The 18195-nt window shown below is 66.2% G+C and carries 19 protein-coding genes; 5 read left to right on the plus strand and 14 right to left on the minus strand.

Translation table 11 applies throughout. The features are described from left to right. The 12 genes from A8G08_RS20975 to A8G08_RS21030 form a co-directional block, all read right to left on the minus strand. Positions 1 to 375, minus strand: a 375-nt coding sequence (locus tag A8G08_RS20975; protein WP_187344504.1) for an acyl-CoA dehydrogenase family protein, incomplete at its 3' end; no start/stop codon positions are given. Beyond that, complete coding sequence (locus tag A8G08_RS20980; RefSeq protein WP_068278480.1) at positions 372 to 1502, minus strand: acyl-CoA dehydrogenase family protein; 1131 nt, start codon at positions 1500 to 1502, stop codon at positions 372 to 374. The genes A8G08_RS20975 and A8G08_RS20980, both read right to left, overlap by 4 nt. Positions 1503 to 1547: 45 nt before the next feature. Next, a complete protein-coding gene (locus A8G08_RS20985) occupies positions 1548 to 2345 on the minus strand; it encodes an NAD(P)-dependent oxidoreductase (RefSeq protein ID WP_068278483.1) in 798 nt (265 codons plus the stop codon). After that, the gene (locus A8G08_RS20990) at positions 2342 to 3160 is read right to left on the minus strand and encodes an NAD(P)-dependent oxidoreductase (RefSeq protein WP_068278485.1); all 819 of its coding nucleotides are present in this window, start codon (positions 3158 to 3160) and stop codon (positions 2342 to 2344) included. Before A8G08_RS20990 ends, A8G08_RS20985 begins: the two co-directional genes overlap by 4 nt. A gap of 27 nt (positions 3161 to 3187) precedes the next feature. Continuing rightward, positions 3188 to 3691 carry a DoxX family protein gene (locus A8G08_RS20995; RefSeq protein ID WP_068278489.1) on the minus strand — a complete coding sequence of 168 codons (504 nt, stop codon included), beginning with the start codon at positions 3689 to 3691 and terminating at the stop codon, positions 3188 to 3190. Continuing rightward, positions 3688 to 4644, minus strand: coding sequence for an alpha/beta hydrolase (locus tag A8G08_RS21000; protein ID WP_245672933.1), 957 nt, complete (start codon positions 4642 to 4644; stop codon positions 3688 to 3690). The genes A8G08_RS20995 and A8G08_RS21000 overlap by 4 nt, the downstream gene beginning before the upstream one ends. Positions 4645 to 4654: 10 nt before the next feature. Further along, positions 4655 to 6340 carry a thiolase C-terminal domain-containing protein gene (locus A8G08_RS21005; RefSeq protein WP_068278490.1) on the minus strand — a complete coding sequence of 562 codons (1686 nt, stop codon included), beginning with the start codon at positions 6338 to 6340 and terminating at the stop codon, positions 4655 to 4657. Positions 6341 to 6358: 18 nt separating this feature from the next. Further along, positions 6359 to 7723, minus strand: a complete 1365-nt coding sequence (locus tag A8G08_RS21010) for a cytochrome P450 (protein WP_068278491.1) — start codon at positions 7721 to 7723, stop codon at positions 6359 to 6361. 65 nt (positions 7724 to 7788) lie between these two features. Then, positions 7789 to 7980, minus strand: coding sequence for a ferredoxin (locus A8G08_RS21015; protein WP_068278492.1), 192 nt, complete (start codon positions 7978 to 7980; stop codon positions 7789 to 7791). Between the two features lie 40 nt (positions 7981 to 8020). Continuing rightward, a complete protein-coding gene (locus A8G08_RS21020) occupies positions 8021 to 8881 on the minus strand; it encodes a mycofactocin-coupled SDR family oxidoreductase (RefSeq protein WP_068278493.1) in 861 nt (286 codons plus the stop codon). Between the two features lie 59 nt (positions 8882 to 8940). Beyond that, complete coding sequence (locus A8G08_RS21025; RefSeq protein WP_068278513.1) at positions 8941 to 9645, minus strand: SDR family NAD(P)-dependent oxidoreductase; 705 nt, start codon at positions 9643 to 9645, stop codon at positions 8941 to 8943. Positions 9646 to 9665: 20 nt separating this feature from the next. Then, positions 9666 to 10472: a TauD/TfdA dioxygenase family protein gene (locus A8G08_RS21030; protein WP_068278496.1), complete on the minus strand. Its 807-nt coding sequence runs from the start codon at positions 10470 to 10472 to the stop codon at positions 9666 to 9668. 220 nt (positions 10473 to 10692) lie between these two features. On the opposite strand from A8G08_RS21030, the gene A8G08_RS21035 reads away from it, so the two are divergent. The 5 genes from A8G08_RS21035 to A8G08_RS21055 are packed head-to-tail and all read left to right on the plus strand — an operon-like array spanning position 10693 to position 17431. Next, on the plus strand, positions 10693 to 12204 hold the full coding sequence (locus A8G08_RS21035; protein WP_068278497.1) for an aldehyde dehydrogenase family protein: 1512 nt from the start codon (positions 10693 to 10695) through the stop codon (positions 12202 to 12204). After that, on the plus strand, positions 12201 to 13406 hold the full coding sequence (locus A8G08_RS21040) for a CaiB/BaiF CoA transferase family protein (protein WP_068278499.1): 1206 nt from the start codon (positions 12201 to 12203) through the stop codon (positions 13404 to 13406). Before A8G08_RS21035 ends, A8G08_RS21040 begins: the two co-directional genes overlap by 4 nt. 14 nt (positions 13407 to 13420) lie before the next feature. Continuing rightward, positions 13421 to 14620 carry a Zn-ribbon domain-containing OB-fold protein gene (locus A8G08_RS21045; RefSeq protein WP_068278503.1) on the plus strand — a complete coding sequence of 400 codons (1200 nt, stop codon included), beginning with the start codon at positions 13421 to 13423 and terminating at the stop codon, positions 14618 to 14620. Next, positions 14617 to 15777: a thiolase C-terminal domain-containing protein gene (locus A8G08_RS21050; RefSeq protein ID WP_068278505.1), complete on the plus strand. Its 1161-nt coding sequence runs from the start codon at positions 14617 to 14619 to the stop codon at positions 15775 to 15777. The genes A8G08_RS21045 and A8G08_RS21050 overlap by 4 nt, the downstream gene beginning before the upstream one ends. A gap of 7 nt (positions 15778 to 15784) precedes the next feature. Then, positions 15785 to 17431, plus strand: a complete 1647-nt coding sequence (locus tag A8G08_RS21055; RefSeq protein ID WP_068278507.1) for an FAD-dependent oxidoreductase — start codon at positions 15785 to 15787, stop codon at positions 17429 to 17431. A gap of 122 nt (positions 17432 to 17553) precedes the next feature. Here A8G08_RS21055 and A8G08_RS21060 read toward each other — a convergent pair whose 3' ends face one another. Next, positions 17554 to 18003 (minus strand): MaoC family dehydratase, encoded by a 450-nt coding sequence (locus tag A8G08_RS21060; RefSeq protein ID WP_068278509.1) that lies wholly within the window; start codon positions 18001 to 18003, stop codon positions 17554 to 17556. A 59-nt stretch (positions 18004 to 18062) separates the two neighbouring features. Beyond that, positions 18063 to 18195 (minus strand): AMP-binding enzyme (locus A8G08_RS27275; RefSeq protein WP_157108713.1); only part of this gene is annotated, 133 nt, incomplete at its 5' end.

Here is an 18195-nt window from a genome sequence, read left to right on the forward strand (position 1 = left end):
GAGGAATTCGTCACCGCGCAGGGCGGCATGGATATGGGTGCGCTTCTGTTCCTCTGTGCCCATATCGAGAATCGTGGGTGCACAGACCGCGAGCGTCGGAATGTTGAATTCCAGTGGCATCTCGTAGCTGAGCGACTCTTCGGTGAAGGCTTGCTGATGCGCCAGGGTCAGCCCGAGTCCGCCGTACTCCTTCGGGAAGCAGATGCCGGCGAAGCCGCCGTCGTAAAGCCTTCGCTGCAGCTCGCGAGCGCGTTCCCACTCCCTGCGGGTCGCGTCGATGTGCTCCGGGGCGGGCGGCATATTGGCCTTGAGCCAGCTACGTGCCCTCGCACGAAAGCCTTCGACGGATTCCATCTCGGTCGCGTCGGTGGTCATGCGGCACCCCTGTCGAGCAGATCGGTTATGCGGCGGCGGTGTTCCTCCGGTGTCCCGTAAAGAGCCCGGTCGAATATGACTCGGCGCAGGTACAGGTGCATGTCGTGCTCCCACGTGACACCGATGCCACCGTGCAGTTGGATGCAGTCCTGCACGATGTGGGGCGCCTTCGCGCCGATGTAGGACTTTGCCGCGCCGACCAATTCGGCGGTCGCCGTCGGATCGTGGTCGAACGACACCGCGGCTGCCCAAGAGATGGCATTGCACGCCTCGAGCCAGGTCTTGTTGTCCGCCATACGGTGCTTGAGCGCCTGATACGACGCCAGCTGGCGGCCGAAGGTGTAGCGGTCGAACAGCCACTGCACGGTCGACTCGAAGGCCCGCTCCGTGGCCCCGGCCATCTCCGCTGCGGCCAGGGTGGCGGCGATCTGGAACTGCGATTCGATCGTGGTCGCCGCCACCGACCCCTGGCCGACGATGGCGTCGGAATCGACGGAGACATCGGAGAACACGACCTCGGCGGTGTGTCGCACGAAGTCGAAGGACTCCTTCGGGGTCACGGTGACACCGGGCGCATTCGCGGGGACGAGCACCTGAACGAGGCCGTCCGGCCCGGTCGCGGTCACGAGGAACACATCTGCCTGATCGCCGGATTCGACGCGGTCTTTGGTGCCGTTGAGCCGGTAGCCGGAGCCATCGCGGCTCAGTGTGGTCTGCGCGGATGTCAGGCGCAGGGCGGTGCCGGGCTCGTAGAGCGCCCACGCGGCGACGGTCTCGCCGCCGAGGATCGATTCGATGCTGTCCGCGAACCGTTCGCCGTCGCTCACCAGCCCGGTCAGCACCGCGCTCGTCGTGGTCAGCGGTCCGGGCGCGCAGCCACGTCCACATTCGCCGGCGATGATGGCCAGGTCGGCTAAGGGAGATCCGGAAACCGTCCCGCCACCGAGGTTCTCGGGCACGAGCATTGCTGTCCAGCCGAGTTCCGCCGCGCGGACCCACCACGCTCGGTCGAACCCACCGCCGGCGTCGTTCAGTGCGCGAACCGTGGCGATCGGCGCCGTGCGCTCGAGGAATTCGCGGTTGGTCGTTTGGAAGAGCCGTTGATCGGCTGTCAGTTCGTGCTGCATGAGACTCCTTGTGTCACAACGGCAGTAGTCAGACCGAGTGCATGATCATGCCTGCTGCGCGGCGTCGATGGCGTCGTCGAGCACACCCAGGTCTCCGCCCAGTTCGGCGGCCACCTTGCGCACGACCGTGACGTCCTTGCTCACGAAACCGCTCACCGCCGCGGCGAACGCGGCGACCGAGCCGCGGGCAGCCACGCCGGACAGCGCGCGGCTCGCGCCGCTGGCATGGGGAAGTGCCTGCAGCAGAGCGGACTCGGGTACGCCGAGCTGATCGCCGAGCCGGACAGCCTCCGCGACGAGGCCGATCTGCGCGGCGAACAGGGCGTTGTTGATCAGCTTCACGCGCTGACCGTTGCCCAGTGCGCCAACGTGCAGGATCGGGTTGGCATAGCTGGCCAGCGCGGACTCGACCCGGTCGAGGGCCTCGGCATCGCCACCGACGAACAATGTCAGCGTGCCGGCGGCGATGTCGTGCGGGCCGCCGCTGACCGGAGCATCGAGCACGGCAACGCCTCGTGCGGCCGCCCGTTCGGCGACGGCTTCGGCGGTACTCGGGCTGCCCGTGGTGTGCAGAAGCAAGGTTGCGCCGGCGCGCATGTGCTCGAGCAGTGGCCCATCGAGGCAGACTTCGCGGACCTGATCATCTGTGAAGACACATACGAACACGGCGTCCGCGTCCGCGACTTCCGCAATCGTGGCGCATCCGTGCGCACCCGTATCGGACAGTTCGGCGAGCCGCTCGGGGGAGCGGCCCAGCGCCCGGACCTCGTGGCCGCCGGCGACGAGGCGCTCGATCATCGGCGCTCCCATTCGGCCGGCGCCGACGAAGCCGATTCGGGTCATCGGCTTTGGCCCATCCGGTCCAGCGTGGCGTCGGCCGCCATGAGGACGATGCCGGGTGTGGCGGACGCGGTTTCGGCGACCTTGGCCACGAGGCTGACATCCTTGCGCAGCACGTTGCCGGCGTGGTTGCCGATGAGGTCGAAACCACCCGGATCGACGACCCGGCTGAGCGCGAAGCTGTTCCCGCTGCCGCTGGCGATGACGGACCCAAGCCGGGCACGGTCGACACCGAGCTGTTCGCCGAGGTCGAGTGCGGACTGTCCGATGGCGAGGCCCGCAGTGAAGAGCAGGTTGTTGAGCAGCTTCGTGATCTGGCCCGCGCCGAGCTCGCCGAGGTGGACGATCGGGTTCGCGTAGGTCTCGAAGATCGGCTTGCAACGCTCCACGGTCTCGGCGTCTCCACCGACCATGACCAGGAGCCGACGCTCGGCGGCGCCGATTCCGCCGCCGCTGACTGGGGCGTCGATCACCGACACACCGTGCGCGGCAGCCTTGTCCGCGATCTCGGCGCAGGTGTCCGGGTGAACGGTGCTGTGGATGACGATGACGCCACCCTCGGCCATTCCGCTCAGGACACCGTCCGCACCGGTGACCACCGCGCGCACGTCGTCGTCGGAGACGACGCAGATGCATACGACGTCGCTAGCGGCTCCCAGCTCGGCAGGCGTTGCCGCGGTCGCGGCGGCGGTGTCGGCATAGGGAGCCAGGCTCTCCGGTCGGCGGGCCCATAGCGTGGTCGGAAAGCCCTCTTCGACGATGCGCCGCGCCATGGGCGCGCCCTGACTACCCAGACCGATGAATCCGACCCGAACCATGTGAGCCTCCAAACTCGAAAGACGTGGTTACGCCGATACTTTCGCCTGCGGGCGCCAGAAGGTGGCGAGCAGGCCGACGGTGGCCACAACGCCGATGCCGAACGCGACGGCGCCGCCGGCCCACCCGGTGATCTCGATGTCGAACAGTGCGTCCAGTGACGTGCCGCCCGGTCCGAGGATCGCCAGAGCAACCGACACCACGCCAATGGTCAGCACGTACTCGTAGCCCTCACGGAAGACGAAGAACCCGTTGGGACGATGCGCGAGCAGACCGGCGACGAGCATCACGGAGATGGTCGCGGCGCAGGCGAGCGGCGTGAACAGGCCGAGGATCAGCAGGATGGCGGCACCGATCTCGGTGACGACGGACAGCCACGCCTGCAGCGTGCCGTGGCGGAGCCCCAGGCCGCTGAACCAGCCGGCGGTGCCCGGGATCTTGCCGCCGCCGAGCCAATGGTTGTAACCGTGCATGAACATCACGACGCCAAGGACGACGCGAATCAGAAGTAGTGCGAAATCAGCGGATGTCATCGATCCCCCTCCTGGTTAGCTGGGCCGTCTCCGTTATTGCTCTGTGCGGCAGCGGCACTCCGCTGCGCCGCCAGGCACTCCTCGAAGAAGGTGAGGACCCTAGTGTGGTACGCGCGTGCCATGTAGCCCAGCCCGAGCTGGTGGCCGATGCCGAGCTGCCGCTCGATCTGCACCCGCGGTGAGGCCGGGAACAGCTCTCGGATTCCGTCGAGCGCGGCTGCATCCGTCCGCCAGACGTGCTCGTGTTCCGCGGCGGTGTAGTGCACCGGCACCCGCACCCGGGAGGCGACCTCCGGAAAATCGGTCGTCGACCAGCGCTTGATCATCGTGTACTCGTATTTGGCCGCAGCGGAGGCGATCGAGCCGCCGCCGATCAGCTCGGCGGGATAGAGATGCTCCGGTCGCCAGATGAGATCACGTACCCGGTTGGGATCGGCACGGCCGGGGCCACCGAGCACGCTCTGTGCTTCCGGGGTGTATTCGATACCGGTTCCGGCGATTTCGATGCCGAGCACGTCGTTGTCGATGTCCTCGGCGGTGCAACGCAACGCGAGTTCGCACCCGACGGAGTGGGCCCAGAAGAAGGTGCCCGCTCCGCGCGGCCGGTCACCGAGGTGTGCGTCGCGCGCACCGTGCAGGAAGTCGACTCGGCTTTCGGCGGTCTCGAATTCGCCATCGTGTGGCTTCGAGGCCCGGTAACCGGGGCGGTCGAGCGCGAGCACGGTGAAGCCGAGTGCGGCCGCTGCGCGCAGCATCGACAGGTCCGGGTAGCCGGGGCAGTCGAAGTACGGCGCGCTGGCTGCCCCGCCGTGCAGGGCGATGATGACGGCTCGCGGATTCGGAACCTCGATGAGCAGGCCCGAAGAGGGGATGCCATCGACGTCGACGATCTGTGCGAGCGGGGTCGTCGCATCCTCCCCGAGTGCTTCGGATCCGGGTATCAAAGCCGTCACAGGTCGAACCTCACGCGTAATTCCTCAGCAGCACAACACCACTGGGCGTGAGCCCGCCGCTGCTGGCCACCGCGGTCTTGGCGTCGGCAACCTGGCGCGCGCCGCCCTCGCCGCGCAGCTGGATCACTGCTTCGTGGATCAGGCCCATGCCATGCGTGCGGCCGTGGGAGAGCTGACCGCCGTGGGTGTTGATCGGGATCAGGCCGTCGCGGGCGATGTTCTTGCCGCCGTCGAGGAAATCCTTTGCCTCGCCGATGCCGCAGAAGCCGAGTGCCTCGATCCACGACAGGCAGTTGAAGGTGAACCCGTCGTAGAGCTGCGCGACATCGATGTCTTGCGGCTGCAAGGTGGTTCGCGACCACATGTGTGCGGCCTGCCCGAGTACCTGCGGCTCGTGGGTGAGCGTGCTCTGGTCCCAGTCGAGCCGTTCGATGATCTGCGTGCCTACGGCTTCGACGTACACCGGCGGCTTGGCGAGGTCCTCGGCAGCGTCGCGGGCGGACACGATCACAGCGGTCGCCGCATCGCACGGCACGTCGCAGTCGTACAGGCCGAACGGTGTGGTGATGGTACGCGCGGAGAGGTAGTCCTCCATGGTCATCTTGTCGCGGTAGATCGCGGTGGGTTCGAGCTCTGCGTTGGCGCGCTGGTTCAACGCGATCCAGCCGAGGGTCTCGCGCGTGGTGCCGTAGCGGTGGAAGTGTCGCTGCGCGTTCTGCGCCAACGTGTGTGCTGCGGACAGCGCTCCGAACGGGATCTGCCAGCTCGTGGTCCGGCCGCTGCCGATCATCGGAGAAAGCTTGCCCTGCTTGACGTATTCGCCGTGAGTGGCTTCCCAGACGGTGCGGAAGCACAGTACGTGCCGTGCCAACCCGGACGCGACCGCGAGCATCGCCGCGATCACGGATCCGCCAGGGCCGAACGTCTCCATGCCGCCGTTGTACCAAGTGGGCCGGATGCCGAGTGCCGACTCGAGTGCGGTCATGCCGCCCTCGCCGAACGGGCCGGTGGGGCCGCCGCCGGGGTACGTCGAGAGCCCGTCGATGTCATCGAGTGTGAGGCCGGCGTCCGCGATCGCGCGCTCGCACGCCTCGATGGTCAGCGACAAGGGCGGCCGCATGAGCCGCCGGCCGATCTGGGACATGCCGACGCCGGTGATGGCGACCTTGTCCTCGAACTTGTCCTGCGACACCATCGGACGCACATAGCGCCATACCTGCTCGGGTTCGACCTCGTCGACCGGCAGTGGAGCGGGCGTGCCCTGTTCCGCGGTCGGACGGAACAGAGGCAGCCAGACGTCCTCCTCCTGTTGGAAGACGACCTCCATGCGCATGCCGAGTTCGAGCGAATCCGGGTCGCACTCGATCGCATTGGTGGTGAGCCGGACTCGCGGGTCGTCCTCGAGCGCCACCTGAGCGATGACGTAAGGCGGCGGCATGCCGGGCAGGCCGAACCGGTGGTTGACGGTGAAGCCGATCAGCGTGGCGTAGCCGGAGACGTCCCGCACGCCCATCTGCTGACCGCGGCAGTACCGGCACACCGGCACCGGCGGATGGATCAACGCCGAGCAGGATTGACACTCCTGTACGCGCAGTTGGTTATCGGCGCCCGAGGTCCAGAAGAAGCGATTCTCTTCTGTCAGTTCGGGAAGCGGGCGTCCCGCCACATCGGCTCCTGTCTGGTTCTTCTCGATCATCTCGCACAGGCGAAAAGATCAGTCGGGGATGACGACCGCTGCCTTCTGCTCGGTGATCGGAGCCGCGGTGCCCTGCTCGTCGCACACCTGCTGGAGGATCTTCAGGGTCTCGTCGAAACTCCTGCCGATCCGAGGGCCCGGCGTGAAGGTCGCGGGAAGCTTGCGCATGCCCTGGATGACACCGATGGTGTCGTAGTGCACGGTTCCGGCCGGGTCGCACTTGTAGTCGGGCATGCGGTCGAGGACCGCGATGACCATCCGCTTGAACACGGTGCGCGCGACGTTCGAGCCGATGCAGCGGTGAATGCCAAGGCCGAAGCTGAAGTGCCGATTGCCCTTTCGGTCGAGCTCGACCTCGTTCGGATTGTCGAACACCTCCGGGTCACGGTTGGCCATCGCCCACGACAGCCACAGCCGCTCACCCTCTTTGAACTGCGTTCCCTCGAATTCACAGTCTGCCGAGAAGGTTCGGCCGTCGCCGGGGGCCGGCGTGTAGTAACGCAGGAACTCCTCGGTGGCAGAGTCAAGCAGTTCGTCGCGGTTGGCGCTCAAGTGCGCACGCTCTTCGGGGTTCTCCGAGAGCCACTCGAGCGAGTGCGCGGTGAGCGCGGTGGTGGTGTCGAAGCCACCACCGATGATCAGCGCCAGGATGCCGAGTCGTTCCATGTCGGCCATTTCACCCTCGATGGGCGCGTTGACGACCGCGTTGACCAGGCCGGGCCGCGGGTTCTCGCGGATCTCGACCAGGTTCGTCAGGAGGTCGAGTCCCATCGCGCGGTGCAGTTCGTTGACGCGCGCGATATCGGGGGAATCCGGCGGCGTGTAGACCGCCGCGTGCACCGGCTCGTTGTAGACCGTCCAGCGCTCGAGCGGAACACCCATCATGGCCAGGGTCAGGACGGCGGGAACGATGTTGGCCAGGTCGTCGACGAAGTCGATGCTGCCGCTTTCGATCTTCTCGTCGATGCAGGCGCGCACGATCTCGTCGATGAACGGCACCCAGCGCTGCACGGCAGCGGGGGAGAGGTATGGGTTGAGGATCGAGCGGTGCTCTTTGTGCTCCGGTGGGTCCATCTCGAGAATGCCGCCGCGCACACCCGACGCACGCGAAGCGGTAGGGATGGAGATGCCCTTGTAGCCCTTTCGGACGCCGTAAACATCGTGATCGTTCGAGACATCGGCCGACCGAGAAAGGGCGAAGACCTCTTTGCTGCCCGCGGCAACCCAGTGGCCGCCATGGGTTTCCGACCAAGCCATCGGGCACTTCGACTGCATTTCCTGCGTTATCGACAGGAAGTTCTCGCGGTATTCCGGCGTGTGCCGGTCGAAGGTGTAGCTGTTCTCTTTGCGGTTGTCATCTCGCGCGACGTCTTCGACGGTCACGGCGGTGTCCTCTCTGGGTGTTCGAAGTGGCCGGCGCGCGGGGGCGCCGGCCACTGGGGCACGCCTTAAACGATGGAGATCGCCTGCTCCGGGCAGGAGTGCACGGCTTCGCGCACCTTGTCTTCCTGTCCGGCGGCGACCTCTTCATTAACCGGTGACGAATGTCCGTCGACGTCGTCTAGTTCGAACGACTCCGGTGCGATCATTGCGCACAGGGTGTGGCCCTGGCAGCGTTCTCCGTCGACCCGTACCTTCATGGTCGTCCTCCCTTGTGCGAGTGAAATCTGTTGTGCGGCTTTAGACGTGGTAGTCGTACCACTTGAGGTAGCCGCCGGCGTCGACACGCATCTGCATACCGGTGACGTAACGCGACTCCTCCGAAGCGAGGAAGAGCACCATGTTGCTGATGTCGCTGGGCTCGATCCACGGCACGGGCATGGCCTGCTGGATGTAGAAGACCGGCTCGGCATCGGCCAGGGTCGGGTTCTCGAGGTCCGGGCGGAACGAGCGGTACATCGGCTCGCTCTTGAGCATGTCGGTGTTGCAGTTGGTCGGGTGCACGACGTTGGCGCGGATGCCACGCGGCGCGAGATGGGTGGCGAGCTCATGGATGAACTGCGACAGTGCCCGCTTGGAGAACATGTAGGCGACACCACCGAGGTCTTTGCCCGGATTGTCGACCTTGGCGGTGTCCATCAGCGCGGCGGTCGAGCCGGTCGCGATGATCGAGGCTCCCTCGGCCAGGTGCGGCAGCGCGGCGTGCACGGCGTTCATGGTGCCCACCAGGTTGGTGTTCACCACGTCGGCCCATGCCTGGGTCTGCGGCTCGCCCTTCATGCCGGCCACGCCGGCCTGGGCGACCACGATATCGACCTTGCCGAGCTCGCTGATGCCGCGCTCGAGCGCTTCTTTCACCTGCGCGAACTCGCGCACGTCGGCCACGGCGGTGACGACGCGTCGATCGAGCTTCTCGATCAGGCGCGCGGTCTCGTCGAGATCCTCACGGCTGGCCATCGGGTAGCCGATGGTCGAGATGTCCTCACAGATATCGATGGCGATGATGTCCGCGCCCTCTTCGGCCAACCGCAATGCGTGGCTACGACCCTGCCCACGCGCTGCGCCGGTAACGAAGGCGACTTTCCCTGCAACCCGTCCCACTGGAGTTCCTTTCGCTTGCCGCACTACTTGATCTTCAACCGCTGGAAACTACTGCCCGGCTATGTGTTTCGTCCGCCGTTTACGCCGAGGATCTGCCCGGTGATGTAACCGGCTTCTTCGGAGCACAGGAACGCGGTCGCCGCGGCGATGTCCTCGGGACGGCCGACCCGGCGGACCGGGGTGCGCTCGATGTGGTCCTCGACGGTGCCACCGAGCAGGCCGCGCTCCTCGTTCTTGCGAAGCATCGGCGTATCGATGAAGCCGGGCGGCACGGCGTTGACCGTGATGCCCTCCGGGCCGAGTTCCAGCGCCAGGGACTTGGTGAGCCCATTCACCGCCGACTTGGCCGCGACGTAGGGCGACATGAACGGCTGGCCACCATGGGTGCTCGACGAAGAGATATTCACGATCCGGCCCCAGCCGGCCGCCGACATATCGGGCAGCACGGCCTGGGTGGTGTGGAAGACGCCGCTGAGGTTGACGTCAACGATGCGCTGCCAGTCCTCGAACGAGAGATTGCGGAAACGCTTGTACTTCTCCATCCCCGCGGCGTTGACCAGGATCGTCACCGGCCCGAGCTCGGCATGGATGGCGGCGAGGGCTTCGTCTATCTCTGCACGGCTGGTGACGTCGGCCCGATAGGCGAACTTCTCGTCGAGCGGATTGAGATCGACTGTCGCAACGTTGTATCCGTCGGCGCGCAGTCGTTCGGCGATCGCCTTGCCGATACCCGAACCGCCGCCGGTGACGAGTGCGTTCCGCACGACTGCATCTCCGCTTGTTGTCACGACCAGGCCTCGTTGCCTGCGATGGTGGTGCGGTGCATGGTGCGCTCGGACGACGGGTCGTACGGCAGCGCACGATGCAGCATTCCGGTGTTGTCCCAGATCACGACGTCGTTGACCTGCCAGTCATGGGTGTAGCAGAAGCGTTCCTGCGTCGCCCACGCCTGCAGTTCGTCGAGCAGTTCGCGGCTCTCTTCGGGTCGCATGCCGACGACGTGGTCGGCAGTCGCACCGATGACGAGCGACTGGCGTCCGTCCTGGCGGTTCCACACCAGATCCGACTCGTGAGTGGGAAGCTGACGCCACGCCGCGAGCTGCTCGTCGGTGGGGTTGGGCTGCACGAGACGTTGCGCAGCCTCGAAGCTGTGCACGACCCGCAGTCCCTCGTAGCGCTTGCGGTCGGCCTCGGGCAGGTTCTCCCATGCCGCGTAGGTGCTGGCGAATTCCGTTCCGCCACCGACCATTGCGACGTGGCGTGCCGTCAGCATCGTTGCCTTGGCGGGCACGTCATTGGTGGTGTCGTCGATATGCCAGTGGAAGGTGCCCTTGAGGTACTCCGCGGAGCGGCTCTTGGCGGGGTCGAGTGAGACGACGAAAACTTCCTTGCCGGCAGGCGCGAGCACCGGGCCGAGCTTGCGGCTGAACCGTACCTGCGCGTCGTCGTCCAGATCGAGTCCGCGAATCAGCAGTACGCCGCGCCACTTGAGCGCCTCGAGGCACCGCGCGATGACCGCTTCGTCGTCCAAATTGTCGACGCCGGTCACCTCCACACCGAGCGACGGACCGAGCGCTTTCGTCTCAACCACAAGAATCTCCCTTCCAGATACGAGAACCGTACTCTCCGCCACATTCGATTCGCAAGGTTCGGCCCCGCTCGACGCCAAAGTGGGCATATCGGGCAGTTTGGGCGCTCCACTTGGGGCTTTGGGGGTAGGCGGATGGCGGTGTCATTGCTAATATTCTCTCAGAACGATTGTAGTGTTCTCAAACGAGAGAATGCTATTTCCAACTCAGCGAGGAGACCGGATGTCAACTCAGGACACGGTGTCGGCCGCCGCGACGAACGGCCAGGCCAACGGCGCCGGTGAAACTGGTATCGACACCAGCAAGCGCCTGCTCATAGACGGGCAGCTCATCGCGACTCCGAAGACTTTCCCGACGATCAACCCCGCGACCGGCGAGGTCATCGGCCACGCCCCCGATGCGGGCATCGCCGAAACCGAGGCTGCCATCGCCGCGGCGCGCAAGGCGTTCGACACGACGACTTGGTCCACGGACGTGAAGTTCCGGGCGAAGTGCCTCGATCAGTTGCACCGGGCGCTGGAAGAGCGCAAGGAAGAACTGCGCGCACTGACCATCGCCGAGGTCGGCGCGACCGTCATGCTGACCCACGGCAATCAGCTCGAGGCGCCGATCGGCATCGTCCGCTACTACGCCGACCTGCTCGAGAACTACGAGTTCACCGAGGAGCTCGGCTCGGTCGAGATTCGCGGTGCGCAGCACCGGCGCTGGGTAGAGAAGGAATCGGCCGGCGTCGTCTCCGCGATCATCGCCTACAACTACCCGAACCAGCTCGCGCTGGCGAAGCTCGCTCCCGCCCTCGCCGCCGGGTGCACCGTCGTGCTCAAGGGTGCGCCGGACACTCCGCTCATCACACTGCTGCTTGGCGAGATCATCGCGAACAACACCGATATTCCCGCCGGCGTCGTGAATGTCCTGTCCTCGTCCGAGATCGCCCCCGGCGAGCTGATGACCACGCACCCCGACGTGGACGTCGTGACGTTCACCGGCTCTACGCCGACGGGCAAGCGGATCATGGCCGCAGCGAGCGACTCCCTCAAGCGTGTATTCCTCGAGCTCGGCGGCAAGTCAGCGCAGATCATCCTCGATGATGCCGATATCCCGATGTCGGCCATGCTCGCGGCATTCACGATCTGCTCGCACGCCGGTCAGGGTTGTGCGCTCAACACGCGACTGCTGGTCCCGCGGGACAAGCACGATGAGATCGTTGCGCAGATCGTCGCGACGCTGCAGAACATCAAGGTCGGCGACCCGAGTGATCCATCGAACTACATGGGCCCACTGATCAATGCGCGCCAGCGCGACAAGGTGGACGGGATTGTGCAGCGCGCGATCGAGGCGGGCGCGACACTCGCCGCCGGCGGCACACGCACCGACCCGGGGTTCTTCTACGCCCCGACGGTCGTGTCCAACGTCGATCCGGACAGCGAGATCGCGCAGGAGGAGCTCTTCGGCCCGGTTCTCGCCGTCATTCCCTACGACGACGATGACCATGCCGTGGAGATCGCCAACAACTCCAAGTACGGCCTGTCCGGTGGTGTCATCGGCGACTCGGAACGCGCGAAAGCGATCGGACGCCGCATCCGCACCGGCACGTTCAGCATCAACGGCGGCAACTATTTCCATCCCGACGTGCCGTTCGGCGGATACAAGCAATCCGGCATCGGGCGCGAGATGGGTGTGGCCGGACTCGAAGAATTCCTCGAGACCAAGGCGTTCGCGGAGGTGGTCGCATGAAGCCGCTAGCTGGAATCCGAGTCCTCGAGGTCGCGATGTACGGCTTCGTTCCCTCGGCGGGAGCTGTGCTCGCCGACTGGGGTGCCGAAGTCATCAAGGTTGAGCACGCCGTCACCGGTGACCCGCAGCGAGGTCTGCGGCGTACCGGGCCGCTGGTGGTCGAAGGCGACCCGAACCCGAACATCGAGCACGCCAACCGCGGCAAGCGCAGCATCGGCATCGATATGTCCAAGCCGGAAGGCATGGAGGTCCTGCTCGAACTCGCCAAGCGCGCCGACGTTTTCCTGACCAGCTTCCTGCCGCAGGCGCGGTCGAAGTTCGGTTTCGACGTCGACGACATTCGCGCGGTCAACCCGAAGATCGTCTACGCGCGCGGTAGCGCGCTCGGTCCGCGTGGCATCGAGTCCGACAAGGGTGGCTACGACATGACCGCCTTCTGGTGTCGTGCCGGCGTCGCCGCCACGATCACCCCCGAGGGCATGCAGGGCATGATCAGCCCGCCGGGACCGGCCTTCGGTGACACCATCTCGGGCACCAACCTCGCCGGCGGTATCGCCGCGGCGTTGTTGCAGCGGGAGCGCACGGGCGAGCCGTCGGTCGTCGACGTATCGCTGCTTGGTAGCGGCCTGTGGGCGATGGGTCACACGATCGCCCTGTCGGTGCACCTCAACCAGCTGATGAAGTCGCCGCCGCCGGGAGTCCATGGCGCGCCGAACAATCCGCTGACGGGTCTGTACGCCACCTCGGATGGTCGCTACCTGTCGCTGCTGATGATGCAGCCGACGAAGTTCTGGGCCGACGTGTGCCGTCACGTCGACCGGCCCGAGCTAGCGGACGATCCGCGGTTCGCCACCGCCGAATTGATCGCCGAGAACACTCCGGCGGCCGTGGAGATTCTGCGCGAGGAGATCGGCAAGCGGACGATCGCCGAATGGACCGAGCGCTTCGGCACCCTCTCGGGTCCGTGGGCTCCGGTGCAGGACGCGCTGCAGGCCGCCGCCGATCCACAGATCCGTGCGAACGAGTACCTCCGCAAGGCCGGCGAATTGGAGCTGGTGAGTAACCCGGTCCAATTCGATGTCACCGCACCGGATCTCGAGCCGGCGCCGGAGTTCGCGGCGCAGACCGAGGACATCCTGGTGGAACTCGGCCTGGATTGGGATCGGATTATCGAGCTCAAGACGGCCGGCGCGGTCACCTAGTAGTAGGAGAACCCATGCCCTACCTCGCTTCTATCGGGACTTATCTGCCCTGCTGGGGAACCGCGCAGCACCGTGTGGCTGGAGACGATGAGGATGCCATCACCCTCGCCGTCGAGGCCGGCCGCGCTGCAATCGGTTCCGGGGCGCCGGTGGAGTACGTCGTCCTCGTCAGCCGGGACTTGCCGCTGCTGGAAAGCAGCAATGCGGCGGTCCTGCTGGCCGGACTCGGACTCGACCCGGAACTCGAAGTCACGGAGCGACTGGGCGGTGCGCCGGCCACGCTCGACGCACTCAGCTCCGCCCGCCCGCGGACGCTGATCATCGGGGTCGATCTCGAACCGGCCGGGGCGGCGGCCGCACTCACCTCCGATCGCGGATTGCAGGTGCGCACGGCGGCGCGAGTTTCGCGCAGTCTGCCGGTGCGCACCCGCAACGCGACGGGCATCGTGAACGACTACGGCGATCCGCGGCTGCTGCGCGAGCGCGGGTATCTGGCCTCGCTCGCAGCGGCGTGGGTCGACATCCCAGTCGCGGTTGCCGGAGTCGAGCCGGCACTCGCCAGGACCCTGTCGAGTGAGGCATTGGATCCGTTGCCGACCCTCGGGGCAAGCGCGGGACTCTTTGCTTTGGCCGCGATGGCGGAGACGGAAACGAGCGGCACCCTTGTCGGTGTCGAACAGGCGAGTCTGTCCGGTATCGCGGTTGCCACCGGCAAGACCGAGATTCACCGCCGGGAACTGGCGGCTCGGCCAATGCCCGAACGTACTTACCTACCGGGCTCGGACATCCCGATCTCGCTGGCGGCCTACGCGCGGGCCTTCGAGGCAAAGGTGCGATGGGAGGCCGGCAAGTACGCGGGCAGCGAGGAGCTGGATTTCCCGCCGCGATACCGCACGGATGACGACGGCACGCTGCATACCGATTACGAGTTGGTGCCGCTGCCGCGCACCGGCACGGTTTACACCGAGGTCACCGTGCATATCCCGGTGCCGGGCCTCAAGACGCCGTACACACTGGTGATCGTGGAACTCGACGAGGTCGGGGTCCGGGCATTGGTGAAGGTGACAGGTGCCGAACCCGACACCGTGGACATCGGCGACCGCGGACGGTTGGTACTGCGGCGAGTCGCACTGCGATCCGGGGTACCCGATTACGGGTACGCGTTCGAACCGGAGCGCGCGTCCGAAAGCACACAGGACACGGAGGCGGCATGAAACGGGTAGCCATCGTCGGCGCGGGCATGACCCCGTTCGCCGAGCACTTCGCGTTGGGCATCAAGGACCTGCTCCCGATCGCGTTCGCCGAGTGCGCGGGCAGCGTGGACAAGGGGTTGGACAAGTCCGATCTGCAGGCCGCCTGGCTCGGCTCCATGGGTACAACGGACGGATTCCCGTCCGGGATACTCGCGGATTCCCTTGGGCTGCCGGATATTCCGGTGACCCGCGTGGAGAACTCCTGCGCGACCGGGCATGACGCGCTGCGCAATGCCGTGTTCGGGATCGCCTCCGGCGCTGTCGATGTCGCGCTCGTGATGGGTGCGGACAAACTGCGCGAGACAGCCTCTAAGGACATCCTGTGGGAGTGGGAGGCGATGGCGCGCGATATGGCGTGGGACTACCCGCTCGGCGTCATCGCGCCTGCCGGGTTCGCCCTGCATGTGCGTCGCTACCTGCACGATTCGCCGGCGACGCGCGAGCACTTGGCGATGGTCGCGGTGAAAAACCACCGTCACGGCCTGAACAATCCGAAGGCCCGGCTGCGTTTCGAGATCACGGTGGAACAGGCGCTCGAGGCTCCGATGGTGGTGTCGCCTTTCGGCATGTACGACTGCGCGCCCCAGAGCGACGGTGCCGCGGCACTCGTGCTCGTGTCCGAGGATGTGGTGGACCGCTACACCGATCGCCCGGTGTGGGTGCGCGGTGTGGGGCTCGGCCTCGATTCGGTGATGCACCAGCACAAGCGGGACATGACCTCGTTCCCCGCCACCGTGCGCGCCGCCAAGCAGGCATTCGGAATGGCCGGATTGACCCCGGCGGACATCGACGTCGCCGAGGTGCACGACTTCTTCACCGGCATCGAGTTGATGAGCTACGAGGATCTCGGCTTCGCCGATCGGTTCGAGGCGTTCAAGCTCATCGAATCCGGTGCCACGAATGTCGGGGGCACGCTGCCGGTCAATCCGAGCGGTGGCCTGAACACCCGGGGCCACCCGCCGGGTGCCACCGGAATCGCGCAGTGCGTCGAATTGTTCGGCCAGCTGCGCGGATCGGCAGCGAACCAGGTTGAAGGTGCTCGAATCGGTTTGGGACACAACCTGGGTGGGCCGACCGCGGTCGCCGCGGTGACCATTCTGGAGGGACCAGGGGAGTGATCGGTTCATGACGTTCGTCATCACCCAGCGGTGCTGCAGCGACGCGAGCTGCATCGCCGAGTGCCCGGTGGATTGCATCCGGCCGCGGCCGGAGGATCCCGAATACAAATCCGCGGAGATGCTCTACATCGATCCCGATACCTGTATCGACTGCGGTGCGTGCGCAGATGCCTGCCCGGTGGACGCGATCTACTCCGAGTTCGATGTGCCGGAGGAGATGGGCCGGTACGTCGATCTCAACCGTGTCTACTTCGAGCGCTACCCACTCGACACCAGCCTCGACGGCCTGGCGCCGAGCCCGAAGCGGCTGTCGGACGAGCTCGGCACACTCCGGGTCGCGATCATAGGCGCCGGTCCCGCCGCCTGTTACGCGGCGGAGGAGTTGCTCGCCCGCGGCAAGGTGGAGGTCGAGATCTTCGACCGACTGGCCGCGCCGTGGGGATTGATCCGTAGCGGCGTCGCCCCGGACCACCAGGAGACCAAGGGCGTGGCGAACATGTTCGCCACCGCCTTCCGGTCCGATGCGGTGAACTTCCATCTGAATGTGAATGTCGGCGAGCATGTTTCGCTTGCGGAGCTGCTCGACCACCATCACGCGGTGATCTACGCGGTTGGTGCATCGAGCGATCGGCATCTCGGGATCCCCGGTGAAGATCTGCCCGGCAGCCACTCCGCCACCGAGTTCGTTGCCTGGTACAACGGTCACCCCGACCACGCTGGCCGGGAGTTCGACCTGTCCGGCGAGCGGGCCGTGATCGTCGGCAACGGCAATGTGGCTCTCGATGTGGCTCGGATTCTCACCCTGGACCCGGATGAGCTTGCCGGCACCGACATCGCCGACCACGCGCTCGAGGCCCTGCGGGAAAGCAACATTCGCGAGGTTGTCGTGCTCGGTCGCCGTGGTCCGGTGCAGGGCGCGTATTCGGCATCGGAGTTCCTGGCGCTCGCCTACCTGCCGGGCGTCGATGTCGTCATCGACCCCGAGGACCTGGTTCTCGACGATGCGAGCAGTGCCGTCCTCGACGATCCCGAGGTCGATCCGACGCTGACCTTCAAGATGGATCTCGCCCGCGAGTTCGCCGATCGACCCGCGGCCGGGGGCAACCGGCGCATCGTGTTCCGCTACCTCGCCTCGCCCACGGAACTGCGCGGTGGAGATCGGGTGGAGGCGCTCGAGTATGTACGCAACGAACTCGATGCGGAGCTCAACGCCACTCCTACCGACGAAACCGGCAGCATCGCAACCTCATTGGTGCTGCGGTCGGTGGGCTACCGGGGTGCCCCGGTCACCGACGTGCCGTTCGACGATGCCCGCGGTGTGATTCCGAACGAGCGCGGCCGAGTCGCCGACCTGACCGGGGTCTACACCACCGGTTGGATCAAGCGTGGTCCGCGCGGCGTGATCGGCACCAACCGTGCCGACTCAGCGGAGACGATCGCCACGCTGATCGAGGACTTCGAGGCAGGCACCCTCACCCCACCGACCGGGAGCCGGACCGATCTGGCCGCATTGCTGGCGGAACGTCAGCCCGAGGTGATCGACAAAGCGCGATGGTCCGCCATCGATGCCGCGGAGAAGGCCGCCGGAACCCCGCACGGCCGGCCCCGGGTGAAGTTCATCAGCCTCGAGCAGTTGCGCGCGACCATCGACTGAGAGTTCGTGCCAGCGCTGAAAGGCATCGCCCACTTTTCCGCCCGCGTGCGTGGGATTCCGCGGGTAGGGCCGAAAAGTGGGCGCCTGCGTTCACGTGCCGCGCGCGCCGCAGCGCGTAGCACTCAGGAGAGGTAGCGCACCAGGCTGACCGCGACACAGGCCGGCTTGTCGGCACCCTCGGCGGCAATCGTGACGGTGCGCTCGGCCTGTACGCCGCCCGGGACATCGGTGACGCTGTCCAGGGTGACGGTGCCGCGCACCCGGCTGCCGACGGTGACGGGGGAGATGAAGCGCACCTTCCCCAGTCCGTAGTTGATCGCCATACGTGCGTTGACCACCATCACCTGCTGGGTGATCGGGGCGAGCAGCGACAGCGTGAGGAACCCATGGGCGATCGTGGCGCCGTAGGGCCCATCGGCGGCGCGCTCGGCGTCGACGTGGATCCACTGATGGTCGCCGGTCGCCTCGGCGAACCGGTCGATGCGCTCCTGATCGATGGTGATCCACTCGCTCGTGCCCACCTCGGTGCCGATTGCGGCGCGCAGTTCGTCGAAGGAGTTGAAGTCGGTCATGGGGCCTCCCGTACAAACGAAATCGCCGGGCGTCGGATGACGCCCGGCGATGGATGAACTTATCGCAGTTGGTCTTTCACGACCTTGCCGGTCGCATTCATCGGCAAAGCGTCGAGGAAGGCGACCGAGCGCGGCACCTTGAAGCCCGCCATCTTTTCCTTGCTCCACGCGATGAGGTCCGCCTCGGCGACC

The organism is Aldersonia kunmingensis (assembly GCF_001646865.1).
GTDB lineage: Bacteria > Actinomycetota > Actinomycetes > Mycobacteriales > Mycobacteriaceae > Aldersonia > Aldersonia kunmingensis.

Excerpts from the sequence above, each read along its gene's own strand:
- A8G08_RS21050 (WP_068278505.1), top strand. The coding sequence starts at position 14,617 with ATGAAACGGGTAGCCATCGTCGGCGCGGGCATGACCCCGTTCGCCGAG.
- A8G08_RS20985 (WP_068278483.1), bottom strand. The coding sequence starts at position 2,345 with ATGACCCGAATCGGCTTCGTCGGCGCCGGCCGAATGGGAGCGCCGATG.
- A8G08_RS21035 (WP_068278497.1), top strand. The coding sequence starts at position 10,693 with ATGTCAACTCAGGACACGGTGTCGGCCGCCGCGACGAACGGCCAGGCC.
- A8G08_RS21060 (WP_068278509.1), bottom strand. The coding sequence starts at position 18,003 with ATGACCGACTTCAACTCCTTCGACGAACTGCGCGCCGCAATCGGCACC.
- A8G08_RS21005 (WP_068278490.1), bottom strand. The coding sequence starts at position 6,340 with ATGATCGAGAAGAACCAGACAGGAGCCGATGTGGCGGGACGCCCGCTT.
- A8G08_RS20995 (WP_068278489.1), bottom strand. The coding sequence starts at position 3,691 with ATGACATCCGCTGATTTCGCACTACTTCTGATTCGCGTCGTCCTTGGC.
- A8G08_RS20990 (WP_068278485.1), bottom strand. The coding sequence starts at position 3,160 with ATGGTTCGGGTCGGATTCATCGGTCTGGGTAGTCAGGGCGCGCCCATG.
- A8G08_RS20980 (WP_068278480.1), bottom strand. The coding sequence starts at position 1,502 with ATGCAGCACGAACTGACAGCCGATCAACGGCTCTTCCAAACGACCAAC.
- A8G08_RS21045 (WP_068278503.1), top strand. The coding sequence starts at position 13,421 with ATGCCCTACCTCGCTTCTATCGGGACTTATCTGCCCTGCTGGGGAACC.
- A8G08_RS21040 (WP_068278499.1), top strand. The coding sequence starts at position 12,201 with ATGAAGCCGCTAGCTGGAATCCGAGTCCTCGAGGTCGCGATGTACGGC.
- A8G08_RS21055 (WP_068278507.1), top strand. The coding sequence starts at position 15,785 with ATGACGTTCGTCATCACCCAGCGGTGCTGCAGCGACGCGAGCTGCATC.
- A8G08_RS21015 (WP_068278492.1), bottom strand. The coding sequence starts at position 7,980 with ATGAAGGTACGGGTCGACGGAGAACGCTGCCAGGGCCACACCCTGTGC.